Origin of the sequence: Asticcacaulis sp. YBE204 (assembly GCF_000495855.1) — a bacterium.
GTDB lineage: Bacteria > Pseudomonadota > Alphaproteobacteria > Caulobacterales > Caulobacteraceae > Asticcacaulis.
In genome coordinates, this window is sequence record NZ_AWGF01000001.1 from 590,807 (window position 1) to 603,431 (window position 12,625).

The following is a 12,625-nucleotide window of genomic DNA, read 5'->3' on the forward strand; positions in this document are numbered from 1 at the left end:
CAGGGAGGTATGATACGTTTATCGAGGTTACATGCTCTGAACCGATGTATTTGTCTTAACAAGTCGCGTCGGATGGCCCGGATCAGGCGGCGGCGATACCGGACGATGCAACGGTCGTGTCATCGGCATCGGCCCCGGCGGCGCTTTGATTGGTCGGCAGGATGACGCTGACCGTCGTACCCTGACCCAGAGTCGAATCGACCTCCAGACGCCCGGAATGCATCTCGATCAGCGACTTGGTGAGCGCCAGGCCGAGGCCGGTGCCTTCCTTGGTTTTCGAGAACTGGTTCTCGATCTGCTCGAATGGTTTGGCGAGGCGCTCGATGTCCTTTTCAGCGATGCCGATGCCGGTATCGGCGACATAGAGGTGGATGTTGCTCTCGGTCGCCACCGCAGAAACCGTGATCGTGCCACCCGCCGGGGTGAACTTTACCGCGTTGGTCAGGAGGTTGAGCAGAATCTGTTTCAGGGCGCGGTAATCGGCCTTGATTTCCGGCAACGGCGGCAGGTGGACGCGCAGCTTCAGCCCGGCCTTTTCGGCGCGTTGACGGATCAGACGCAGGGTGTCGTCGACGACTTCGTCGATCACCACCGGCTCGAAGCGCAGATTGAGCTTGCCCGCCTCGATCTTCGACATGTCGAGGATATCGTTGATGAGGGCGAGCAGGTGCTGACCCGACGAGAGGATATCGCCGGAATATTCCTTGTACCGCGCGTGGCCCAGCGGCCCGAACATTTCCGACGCCATGATCTCGGAGAAACCGTTGATGGCGTTGAGCGGCGTGCGCAACTCGTGCGACATGTTGGCGAGAAATTCCGACTTGGCGTGATTGGCCTGTTCGGCGCGAATCTTGGCCATTTCGTACTTCTTGGCGAGGTCGGCCTGGATGCGGCGGCTCTGCTCCAGCTTGTCGACCATGCCCTGAAGCTGTTCCTCGTTGCGCCGGCTCATCTCCTCCTGCACCTTGATGGCGGTGATGTCGGCGCCGGTCACGACGCGCCCGCCTTCGAGGGTTCGGCTTTCGGCGATCTGAATCCAGCGGCCGTCGTTCAGTTCGGCCTCGATGACGCCTTCGCGGGCATCGACGACATTGTACTGACGGCGAATGGCGATGGCCATGACCTTGTCGATCAGGTCGCGCTGCGCGCCTTGCTTCAAAAAGCGCGGATCGATGTTGAAGGTGCGTCCGAAGGTGTCGTTCCACATGACCAGCCGTCCGCGCCGGTCCCACAGGACGAAGGCGTCAGACACCGAATTGATGGCGTCGGTCAGGCGGGCCTCGGCGCGCTGGGCGCGCGACTGCGCCATGCGTTCGTCCGACACGTCGAGCGCCACGCCCGACAGCCGCGTGAAGCCGGACGGGCCGCGGCCCCCGGTCGATTGACCGCGCGCATCCATCCACAGTGAACGGCCTTCGGCGGTCGGCACGCGGAACGACACGTCGAGCGCGCCGTTGTGGCGGGCATTGTCGAGCGCCTTCTGGAAGGTGTCGCGGTGTTCGGGGGCGATGCGCGACAGGACTTCGGTGGTGGTCGCCATGCCGCCGCCGCCCCAGCCGAACATGACGCCGGTAACGTCCGACATGAAGACCTGATCGTTATCGAGATCCCACTCCCAGATGCCGCAGCGCGCCGCTTCGACGGCGAGGCGGTAGCGTTCCTCGTTTTCGCGGTACAGCTTCGCGGCCTCGGTCGTGCGACGGCCCTGCACCAGCAGAAGCAGGCCGAACAGACCGCCGATGACCAGCGGGCCCAGGAACAGCATCGCCCCCTTGAGCCACGACGAGGGGGCGGCGGCGACCGGCATGGCGTAGAGCGTCGTCAGGCCATTGTCGCCTTCGTTGGCGGCGGCGATGCGCACGAAGCCGCCTTCGGTCAGCGCCCCCTGCGTCAAACGCGCGGAGTTGGCGTTGTCGCGGATGTCGGCGGCGGTGACCGACAGCGCGTCCTTGACCGGCTGCCCGATCAGGGCTTCGTTCGACGCCCCGACGACCTCGCCCGTCGCATTGATGACCAGCGCCAGATTGTCGCGCGTATTTTCCGCCGAATCGAGCGGGTTGCGCAGCCGCCCGACCAGCCGCGCGCGACCGGGACCGGGGCTGAGCACCACATAGGGCCGCTCGTACTTGGTCAGGCGCGAACCCAGCGCCACGATCTCGAAGCTCTTGGTGGCGGTCTTTGCGGCATCGGTCTGAAGGGTAGCCTCGTCGGCCCCGCTGCGTGCGATGACCTTGCCGTCGGCATCGACCAGAGCCAGCGACAGGATCGCGCCGTTGGCGGTCTTCATCGCCTGATCCAGCGCCGCCGTCGCGCCTTCGGGCCGCGCAATATAGGCGGTGGCGGTGGCGTCCATCACGGCGCGGGCGACGGAAACCTGCGTGTCGATGCGCGCGGCGTTCAGCCGGGCATTGACCAGTCCCTGTTCGTCGCGCTGGGCCTGACCCGACGCGTAATCGTTCTGAAGCTCGTAGGTCGAAACGCCGAGAAACAGCGTCAGACCGAGCGTCAGGCTGAGGGCGCCGATACGCATCCACGCCGGCATCTTCGGATTGATATTGGTCAGCAGGTTGGATTTAAGCGTTGTTTTACCACGCAGGGCTGTGGCCGTCTCTGATGAGCGACCGTCGCTATAAGCCTGTGCATTATAGCGTTGCATCTGCGCGCGCGTGTCCTGCTAAAGAATTGAATCAAAAACCCCAAATCGCGCTACGACTGATTCGGGGTTAACGAACAGGGTAAACGCTTGGTTAATCTATTGTCGAGAGTCTTAAGGATTAATAAATCATCCCCGACGGACTTCCTTGTGGATCATCCGAAAGATGAATCCACAGCCGTTTACTCGGCTTCAGGTGGGGCCGTGTTTATGCTTCCCGGGGGCTGATGGTCGTCAGACCAGCCTTCGCGGCGTTCGGGACCGTTATAGCTGCCGTCGTTGCGGCGGCGGCGGTCTGGGCCGAAATAGCCCTGAGTCTTGATGAAGGGGCGCGGACGATCGATGACGGCGGCGACCTTCTTGTGCAGTTCGGTGGCGGTAACCGGCTTGGCGCAGAACTCGTTGACGCCGGAATCGCGGGCCTTGGTGACGCGCGAGCGTTCCGAGTGCGCCGTCAGCATGATGATCGGCACGTAGCGGTTGGGGCTGTCGGAAGAATTGCGCACCAGATGGACGAATTCGACGCCGTCGAGGACTTCCATCATGAAATCGACGATGACGATGTCGATCGAGTCGTTCTTCAGACGCTGAAAGGCATCCGAAGCGTCGCGCGCCTCGAACACATGCACGGCCCCGAAGCCGCGTAGGATGGTTTTGACGATGTTGATCATGTGGGCGTTGTCGTCGACCACCATGAACCGGACACGTTCAAGACCTGCCACGGGGAAACTCCTAATACAAGCCTTGCGAACTCCCTCCTCCCTACGCCGTGGGGAGGTGGCGCGCCGAAGGCGTGACGGAGGGGTACGATTCCGAACGTCTCAGCACGTTGAACATCCGGGCGTCATACCCCTCCGCCTCAACGCTTCGCGTTTCGGCACCTCCCCATGCAAGCATAGGGAGGAGGGAGAGCGTAATAACGTTCCTATCTGATATCAGCCTATACGCACCAATACTTTTCAAGCCGTTAAGGTTTAGGCCGCCAAGGCCTTACCCGCCAGTTCGCTGACGTTCTTCGACAGGTCCGGCGTCGCCAGAATGCGCTCCAGCGCCGCCTTCATCAGCCCGGCATGCGGTTCGGCATAACGTGTGAAACCGCCGAAGACCTCGACCAGTCGCGCCGCCGTCATCGGATTGAATTTGTCGACCTGCAAGATCTGATCGGCGATGAAGTCGTAACCCTGACCCGACACGTCGTGGAAGACGCTGGGGTTGTTGGCGGCAAAGGCCTGCACCACGGCGCGCCAGCGGTTGGGTACGCGGGCGTCGAAATCGGGATGCTGCGTCAGGCGGCGCACGCGGTCCAGCGTCTCAGGATTGGCGCACATGGCCTGGGCGGCGAACCACTTGTCGAGCACCAGAGGCTCATCCTTGAAGCGGTCATAGAAATGCGCGAGGCTGCCGTCGTAGTCTTCGCCGTGGACCTGAGCGATGGCGTTGAGCCCGGCCATCTGGTCGGTCATGTTGTCCGCTATCTGATAGTGATACTGCGAACGACGGGCCAGTTTTTCACGTCTGGCCTGATCGCCCGTCGCGTAGCTGGCCATCATCAGATCAAGCAACGCGTTGCGCAGGGCGCGGCGACCGGCGGATTTGGCGTCCGGGCTGAACGCGGCTCGCGCTTCCAGCCGTTCGGTCTCGAATGTTTCGTACAGCGCTTCCAGATCGGCAAACAGAGCGTGGGACAGTTCGCCCTTCAAGGCGCTGCGTCGCGTATGAATATAGGCCGGATCGACGGGCGTCAGGATCTGCGCCAGATCGGGCTCCGTCGGCAGGCCGATGATCAGGGCCTTGAACGCGTCATCAAGCGTGTCGTCGTTCAGCGTCGCGCGCAGGGCCTCGGCATAGGCGGCGGCTGTGCCCGTCGCCGACAGGATCAGGTTCTTGGCGAGGCTTTGCGCCGCTTCCCAGCGGTTGAACGGGTCGGCATCGCCACGGAAGCGGGCGAATTTATGCGCATCGGGCTCGGTGAGGGTCAGTTTGACCGGGGCCGAGAAACGGCGCAGGGCCGAGACCACCGGCGCGGTGGCAACATTGTCGAGTACCAACGTCGCTTCGGCCTCGCGCAGCACGAACAGGGTGTCGCTGACGGTTTTGCCCTCGACCGTAAAGGTCAGGGGTGCGCCGTCTTCGGACAGCAGGCCGAGGCGGATCGGGATCGGCACCGGGTGCTTGTTGGCCTGGGCCGGGGTCGGGTGGGTGACCTGCGCCAGCGCCAGCGTCAGGCGTTGGGTTGCCGCGTCGTAGGTAGGCGTGATCGTCAGGTGCGGCGTCCCCGCCTGCACGTACCATTTCAGCCACGGCGCGAAATCCTCGCCGGTGACGGCTTCGAAGCTTTTCAGGAAATCTTCAAGCGTCGCCGCCGTACCGTCATTGGTCTGGAAATAATGATCCAGCGCCTGACGGTACACCTCCGGCCCGACATAGGTCTTCAACATGCCGACGATTTCCGCGCCTTTTTCATAGATGGTCGCGGTGTAGAAATTGTCGATCTTGAGATAGGACGACGGGCGCACCGGATGAGCCAACGGCCCGGCGTCTTCGGGGAATTGCCGCGCGCGCAGGGCCTTGACGTCCTTGATGCGCTGAACCGCGTCGCCGCGCATATCGGCGCTGAACCCCTGATCGCGGAAGACGGTCAGGCCTTCCTTGAGGCACAGCTGGAACCAGTCGCGGCAGGTGACGCGGTTGCCCGACCAGTTATGGAAATATTCGTGGGCGATGACGCTTTCGATGCGCTCATAATCGAGGTCGGTCGCCGTGTCGGGATCGGCCAGCAGCAACGAGGCGTTGAAGATGTTCAGGCCCTTGTTTTCCATGGCCCCGAAGTTGAAATCGCGCACGGCGACGATCATGAACAGGTCGAGATCGTATTCGAGGCCGTAGACCTCCTCGTCCCAGCGCATCGAGCGTTTCAGCGCGTCCATCGCGTAGGCGGCGCGCTCGCGCATTCCCGTATCGACATAGATTTTCAGATCGACGGTGCGGCCCGACGCGGTGGTAAAATCGTCCTCCAGTACGTCCAGTTCCCCGGCGACCAGGGCGAACAGGTAGGACGGTTTGAAGAACGGATCTTCCCACACGGCGTAGTGCATGTCGCCGTCTTCACCTTGTTCGATAAGGTTGCCGTTCGACAGCAGGTGCGGGAAGCCGGCCTTCGGCGCGCGCACGGTGACGGTGAACTTCGACAGGACGTCCGGGCGGTCGGGGAAATAAACGATCTTGCGGAAGCCCTCGGCCTCGCACTGCGTGCAGTAACGGCCCGAGGACATGTAGAGGCCTTCCAGCGTCTTGTTGTCCTGCGGGTTGATCTCGACCGCGATGGTCAGCGTGAAGGCGTCCGGCACGTCGTTGATCGTCAGGGTTTCGGGCGTCACCTTGTAATCGCCGGTTTCCAGTGCGCGACCGTCGAGCGAGACGCCCAGCAGTTTCAGCCGCTCGCCCAACAGGACCAGCGGCGCGTCGGCGGCCCCGATGCGCTCAAGGCTGAGGGTCGCCGTGACCCTGGTTTCGGTCGGGTGCAGGTCGAAGACCAGCCTCGTGTCGGTAACGCGGAAGTCGGGCGCCTTATAGTCGGTGAGGCGGATCGGACGGGCGATTTCAGTGCGCATGGGAGGCTCGGCAAAAAAGACTGACCGCCAAGCTATAGCAGGTTCGTCCTTACCGGCATTACAAATTTATGATGCGGAAAATAGCCCCTCATTATCATACCTCCCTGCACTTTAGTGCGGGGAGGGGGACCATTTGCGGAGCAAATGGTGGTCGGGTGCTTTGCCGAAGTTCAGCGGTTGCTATTATGAGAAAGTAAGACCACCCCACCTGTCATCGCTTTGCGATGCCCATCGCTGGCGAAAGCTATACTTTCGCTGCGCTATACCCCGTCCGCGGGGAGGTATAGATTTGGAGGAAACTTATGCCAAACTCAACTCGCGCAATTTCTGCGCCAGCAGCCCCGGCTGGATCGGCTTGGACAGATAGTCGTCCATCCCCGCTTCCAGACAGCGTTCGCGATCCCCGGCCAGCGCATGGGCCGTCACCCCGATAATACGATGACGCAGACCCTTGCCGCCTTCCATGTCACGGATGCGACGGGTGGTCTCGAATCCGTCCATCCCATACATCTGCACGTCCATCAGAATGGCGTGATAGGGCCGTTCCGCCGCTTCGATCCGCTCCAGCGCTTCGGCGCCGGACTCGGCGGCCTCGGCGTCGAAGCCCATCTCTTCCAGCATCAGGGTCGCAACCATGATGTTCGGCGCATAGTCCTCGACGATCAGAACGCGGGCGCGCTCCCCGGCCTCGACCGGCGGCGCGGGCAGGGTATCGACCGGCGCGGCCACGGCAGCCGCGGGCAGGGTCAGGCGCACGATGAAGGTTGAGCCCGCGCCTTCGCGGCTGTCGACCGAAATGTCGCCGCCCATGACCTCCATCAGAGCCCGCGCGATCGACAGGCCCAGCCCCGAGCCGCCGAAGCGCCGGGTGATCGAGGCGTCGGCCTGGGTGAACTTGTCGAATATCTGGGCGCGTTTGGCCTCGGCGATGCCGATGCCGGTGTCGCGCACGCGGAAGGTCAGGGCGATCTTGTCGCCAACTTTTTCTCCTTCGCCGGTCAGCTCGATCTCGCCCGCCGAGGTGAATTTCAGCGCGTTGGAAATCAGGTTCATCAGCACCTGCTGCAACCGCGTGCGGTCGCCAGTGACGGCAAGGCCCTGCATCTGGTCGTCGAGCCCGAAAGCCAGACCCTTGCGCTCGATATCCTGCGCGAACATCATCTTGAGATCGGCCAGAACGTCGGACGGGCGGAAGGCAACCGTTTCCAGTTCGATTCTATTGTCTTCAATTCTGGAAATATCGAGCAGATCGTTGATCAGGCGCAGCAGCAGTTGCGCATTGGTGCGCAGGGTCTCGACGATGCGGTACTGATCGTCGTTGAGCGGCGACTTGATCAGGATGTCGGACAGGCCGGTTACCACGTTCATCGGCGTACGGATTTCGTGGCTCATCGTCGCCAGAAAATCGGTCTTGGCCTGAGACGCGGCTTCGGCGCGCTCCTTGGCCTGTTGCAGTTCGTGGCGCTGACGCACGTTTTCGCGCAGCAGTTTTTCCTTGACGAAGGCCGCGTGCATGACGGCGGGCAGGAGGTCGAGATAGGCCTGATTGATGTCCTTGACCGCGTAGTCGGCGGCGCCCTGTTCCATGGCATCGATAGCGATGCGCTCATCCCCGCCTGCGGTGAGAATGATGACGGGGGTGGTATCTTCACGCCGCTTCATCTCGCGCAGCATCTCGAGGCCGTTCATCCCCGGCAGGTTGTAGTCGAGCAGGATCAGGTCGTAGGGTACCTCCTCCAGCAGCTTCAGTCCGGCCTCTGCCGTTTCGGCCAGTTCGACGGTCAGGCCGTGCCGCTGCATCCGTTTTTGCAGCAGGCGGCCCAGCGCGTCGTCGTCTTCGATATAGAGGATGGTCGTCAGCGGGGTATTGGGCATGTAGCTTGCTCTTTATCCCCTCGCCCCCCAAAAACTAAATATTGGGGGGAGAGGGTGGCGCGAAGCGCCGGGTGAGGGGGTGTAAGAGGCAATAGCGGAGTTTGTGACTCCCCCTCACCCCAACCCTCTCCCCGCGGGGGAGAGGGGGCTTAAAATCATTTCATCACCGTATGCGGCACCTGCACCACGGCCAGCATCAGGCCCAGCTTGCGGATGGCGTCGGAGAAGTTATCGTATTCGACCGGCTTGGTGATATAGACGTTGCAGCCCAGCTCATAGCAGCGATCGATTTCGCGCGGATTGTCGGTGGTGGTCAGCACGATGACCGGGATGGCGCGGGTCGCCGGGTCGCCTTTCAGGCGGCGCAAAATCTCATAGCCGTCGATATGGGGCAAATTAAGGTCGAGCAGAACCAGCGACTTCTGATGCTGTTCCTTGTTCTGATCGTCGCTCAGGCCATTGTTGAAGAAGTGGTCGATGGCCTTTTGCCCGTCGTCGAAATGCAGGATCGGATTGCCGATCCCGGCGCGCTCCAGATTCTTGCGAATCAGCTTGGCGTGGCCGGCGTCGTCCTCGATCATGACCAGGGTGAACTGCGCGTCGAATTTGTTGATGATCATGCGGATACCCTGATGTCGTCAGCGGGCGGTGTGACCGGCTCGGTGACCGCTGCGCGTTTCGGAAGACGGAAATGAAAGCGCGTGCCCTCATCGATTGTCGATTCAAACCATATACCGCCCGACAGCCGCCGCAAGGTCGCCTTGACATAGGCCATGCCGAGCCCCAGCCCGCCGACCTCGGTCGTATTGCGGGCGCGGCGGAAAATCTCGAACACCTTGGGCTTGTCGACGTCGTCGATGCCGCGGCCATTGTCGGCCACCGTAAAGATGAAGTCGTTGGAGGTTTCGCGCACCGACACCTCGATGCGGCCCGGCACATCGGGTCGCAGATATTTCACGGCGTTGTCGAGCAGATTGCCGAAGATCTGCTCCAGAGCGATCGGGTCGGTGACGAGCGTCGGCAAGGGCTGGCAGTCGATGGCGATGCCCTTGTGCGTGATATCGTAGCCCAGCGCGCCGATGCATTTGTCGAACACGGCCTGCGCGTCGACCTTTTCCAGCGTGAAGACGCGCTTGCCGATGCGCGACAGGTCGAGGATGGCGCGCGTCAGGCTGTCCATGCGCTCGACGCCCTTGGCGATGAAGCCGAGCGCTTCGGGGATGTCCTCTTTCAGCGCCGTGTCGAGCACCTTGCGGTCTTCGGGTTTGAATTTGGCCTCGTAAGGTTTCAGGGCCGCCGTCACGTCGGTCACCGACAGTTCCAGCTCCTTCGAGAAGCCTTTCAGATTGACCAGCGGCGAGCGCAGGTCGTGCGAGGTGATATAGGTGAAGGTTTCAAGGTCGGCATAGAGCTGGCGCAGTTCCTCCTCGCGCTGCTTCTGTTCGGTGATATCGGCGTGGGTACCGATCATCGTCTTGAACGAGCTGAAATCGTCGCCGATGCCAACGCCGCGCGACAATATCCAGCGATAGCCGCCGTCCTTGTGCTTCATGCGGAAGACGTTGCGGTAGACCGGATCGCTGCCGTCCATATAACGCCTGAGCGCCGCATCGGAGTCGGCGCGATCGTCGGGATGGATCAGGTTGCGCATGACCTGCGCCTCGTTGGCGATCTCGTCCGGCCCGTAGCCGAGCATGGCCTTGTAGGCGGCGGAGCAGTAGAATTCGTCGGTCAGAAAGTTGATCTCGAACAGGCCGTCATTGATGCCTTCGGTGACTTCGCGGTAGCGCTGCTGACTGGCCTCCTGCGCCGCCAGCCGGTTCTGGAATTCGGTCTCCAGATTGATAATGGTCACGGTTCCCATCAGGACGATACCGATCAGCAGCACATTGCCGATGACGACCGTATAAAAGAAATTGCTGCGCTCGACCTTGGCCTCGGCGGCCTGAAGGCGGACCTTGATCAGCCGCTTGACCGTATTGGTCTCGATCAGGCGGCGGATATTGGCCATTTCCTTCGTCTGCTTCTCGAAGGTCTTGAGCTGAATTGCCTGTCCGCGCTCCAGCGTCCGGTTCTCGATCTGGTCGTCCAGCACCTTGCGAAAGGCGCGAATACGCTCGATCCACAGATAGAGATCGCCCGCCGATTCCGGGTCCTTGCGCAGAATCAGGCCGCTGAGACCGCTGAGGTCGCGCTCCAGCATCTTGCGTGCCACCATATAGGCTTCGAGCGTGGTGGGTTCACCGGAAATCAGATAGGCGTGAACCCCGGTTTCCATGTCGAGCAAATCGACCACCACGACCCGGCTCAGGCGAATCATTTCGTATTCGTAAAGCGCGGCATCGTTGCGCGCCTGAATGCGTTCGTAGTGTTTGTAAACGATGAAGGAGAAGGCGACGACGGCGATGGAAATCAGCGCGAACATGACGAGGTAGTAGTGTTTGCGCCTCAGCAAGCCCTGCCACATCATTTCCCGCTTTCCCCGCTTCCCGAAACGTCAGCTAAAAACGCTACTAAGGCCTAATGCCCGTCAAAGGCATTAGGCCTGTAAATTCTCTGGATAGTCCAGTCTTACTTCTTGGCTTCCTTGGCCGCTTCGGAAACGGCATCGCCACCCGCCGAGACGTCCTTGCCGGCGCCTTCGATCGTGTTGCAGGCGTTCAGGGCGGGGATGGCCAGGGCCAGACCGGCGATGAAGAGCAGCTTTGCGGATTTCTTGGTCATGTGCATATCCTTTGAGTGCGTATCTCGGTGATCCCCATCGTAAGTTGACACTGCACCTGCGCCGGTAATGGGTCTATTCTGCGTGAGGGGGAAATTGTAAAAAAGCAGCAAGTAAAATCAGGGGGCTTTTTTACCGCGCTTTAATCCCTGACGGAACGCCGTGAAGATGCCGACCGCGCCACTGACGGTATTGGTGAGTGTTTTCTGGCCCGGTAGGCTCGTGCCTTCGCCGATAAGCGTATCGAAGGCCCGCCGCACGGTTCTTTGCGCTCTTACCAGCGCCCAGCCCAGCCCGCACAACAGGACGACTATGCCCGCGCCGATGAACAGACCGGCGCTCAGCGTACCCATCCCGGCATTGATCATCAGGCTGAACGCCAGCCACAGGCCGGTAAACAGCAGCAAGGCGAGAGCCGACATCGTAAACACGATAAGGGCCAGCAGTCCGGCCAATGCCACAAGGAGGGCCTGAACGTGAGGCCTGACCGAGGTGATGCGGTGGCGGGTCAACAAAAGATCGACGGCTTGGGCAACGAGTGACATCTGGGTTCCGGATAAGACGAAAAAAGCGGGCGAAGTCCGTTAAAGACTTCGCCCGCCGGTTAGCTTTACAGGTCAGGCTTAGCGCTTGATCAGCATGCCGAGCAGGACACCGGCGCCCAGGGCCAGAAGGCCGGTGCGAACCGGATTGTCATGGACTTCCTTGTTCAGGCGACCACCGGCGGTGTTCAGGTGACCCTGAGCGTCGTCGAAAAAGGTGCGGACCTTGGCGCCGGCTTCACTGGCGCGGTGGGTCAGGTCGTCGATGACCTTGTGGGCACCGTCCTCAGCCTTGTTCAGCGCGCGGTCGGCGTCGGAACGAACATCGTGTTCCGCCAGAACCTTGGTGACACCGGCGGCGGCTTTGGTAGCGGGGGACAACATCGTGGCTCTCCTGTCGTAATTTCAAAAAAATCGGGGTTTCGGGGGGAGGAAGAAAGGGGTGTCACATCCACACGGATCGCGGGGCGGGGGGATGTCTGACACGGAGGGCTGTGTGTGGACTGCGCAAAACGAGGATGGGGGGTGTCTCGTTTTGTCCGTGTCGGCTGATCCGTGTGGATGTGATGACTTGACCCTACCGACGGCGCTTTAAGGATGCCATGTCTATGCGCCGGTGCAAAAATAAGCGCACGGTAAAGGTTTTGGCGGTGGCGTGACCCTGACGGCATACTTATGCGAAAACCCTTGCAAACTCAGCGAAACCTGACGATCCGGCAGGCATGATAAAGGCCTCAGTCACGGGCATTGCGATGCCGGGCGACTGCCCCTCTTACTTTAAAGCAAGGAGCTTTCAGATGAGCGATTTTAAAGGTTCGATCAAGGAAACCGCGGGCGCTGCCGAAGAAGAACTCGGCGAGGCCATCGGCAACGACAAGATGGCGGTCGACGGCCGCAAGCTGCGCAACGAAGGCCGCATCGAAAAGGGCAAGCTGCCCAAGGTGAACCCGGTCGGCTCCGAAAAGCCCTAGATTTCGACCCAAGGTTTAACGTCTACGCCTAGCAGCCAAAAACACCCCCGGTCGCTGACCGGGGGTGTTTTTGTGTTTCATTTTTCTCCTCCCTACGCTGTGGGGAGGTGGCATTTGCGCAGCAAATGACGGAGGGGGATGACGCGGAAAGAGTTGCGCGTTGAGGTTTTGGTTTTGGGGCTCAAACGACAAGGTTCGCGTCTTTTAGATCGGCGGAGTAATCCCCCTCCGTCGCTTCATTACACTCAGCG

General features: G+C 61.2%; 10 protein-coding genes. 1 reads left to right on the plus strand and 9 read right to left on the minus strand.

The window, feature by feature from the left end; genetic code table 11:
* Nucleotides 1-82: 82 nt before the first annotated feature.
* The 9 genes from AEYBE204_RS23570 to AEYBE204_RS23610 all read right to left on the minus strand — a co-directional run bounded on the left by AEYBE204_RS23570 (nt 83) and on the right by AEYBE204_RS23610 (nt 11,787).
* Nucleotides 83-2,656: a PAS domain-containing sensor histidine kinase gene (locus AEYBE204_RS23570; RefSeq protein ID WP_023460854.1), complete on the minus strand. Its 2,574-nt coding sequence runs from the start codon at nt 2,654-2,656 to the stop codon at nt 83-85.
* 179 nt (nt 2,657-2,835) lie between these two features.
* On the minus strand, nt 2,836-3,375 hold the full coding sequence (locus AEYBE204_RS23575; RefSeq protein ID WP_081724563.1) for a response regulator: 540 nt from the start codon (nt 3,373-3,375) through the stop codon (nt 2,836-2,838).
* Nucleotides 3,376-3,627: 252 nt separating this feature from the next.
* Nucleotides 3,628-6,264: an aminopeptidase N gene (pepN, locus tag AEYBE204_RS23580; RefSeq protein WP_023460856.1), complete on the minus strand. Its 2,637-nt coding sequence runs from the start codon at nt 6,262-6,264 to the stop codon at nt 3,628-3,630.
* Between the two features lie 300 nt (nt 6,265-6,564).
* Nucleotides 6,565-8,139: a response regulator gene (locus tag AEYBE204_RS23585; RefSeq protein WP_023460857.1), complete on the minus strand. Its 1,575-nt coding sequence runs from the start codon at nt 8,137-8,139 to the stop codon at nt 6,565-6,567.
* A gap of 155 nt (nt 8,140-8,294) precedes the next feature.
* Nucleotides 8,295-8,759, minus strand: coding sequence for a response regulator (locus AEYBE204_RS23590; protein ID WP_023460858.1), 465 nt, complete (start codon nt 8,757-8,759; stop codon nt 8,295-8,297).
* On the minus strand, nt 8,756-10,609 hold the full coding sequence (locus AEYBE204_RS23595) for an ATP-binding protein (protein ID WP_235068040.1): 1,854 nt from the start codon (nt 10,607-10,609) through the stop codon (nt 8,756-8,758). Before AEYBE204_RS23595 ends, AEYBE204_RS23590 begins: the two co-directional genes overlap by 4 nt.
* A gap of 101 nt (nt 10,610-10,710) precedes the next feature.
* Nucleotides 10,711-10,863: an entericidin A/B family lipoprotein gene (locus AEYBE204_RS23600; RefSeq protein WP_023460860.1), complete on the minus strand. Its 153-nt coding sequence runs from the start codon at nt 10,861-10,863 to the stop codon at nt 10,711-10,713.
* 117 nt (nt 10,864-10,980) lie between these two features.
* A complete protein-coding gene (locus AEYBE204_RS23605) occupies nt 10,981-11,406 on the minus strand; it encodes a hypothetical protein (protein WP_023460861.1) in 426 nt (141 codons plus the stop codon).
* A 78-nt stretch (nt 11,407-11,484) separates the two neighbouring features.
* Entirely contained in the window at nt 11,485-11,787 is a 303-nt protein-coding gene (locus AEYBE204_RS23610) for a hypothetical protein (protein ID WP_023460862.1), read from the minus strand.
* A gap of 413 nt (nt 11,788-12,200) precedes the next feature.
* Here AEYBE204_RS23610 and AEYBE204_RS40655 point away from each other — a divergent pair, with 413 nt between their 5' ends.
* The gene (locus AEYBE204_RS40655) at nt 12,201-12,374 is read left to right on the plus strand and encodes a hypothetical protein (protein ID WP_023460863.1); all 174 of its coding nucleotides are present in this window, start codon (nt 12,201-12,203) and stop codon (nt 12,372-12,374) included.
* The last annotated feature ends 251 nt before the right edge of the window (nt 12,375-12,625 follow it).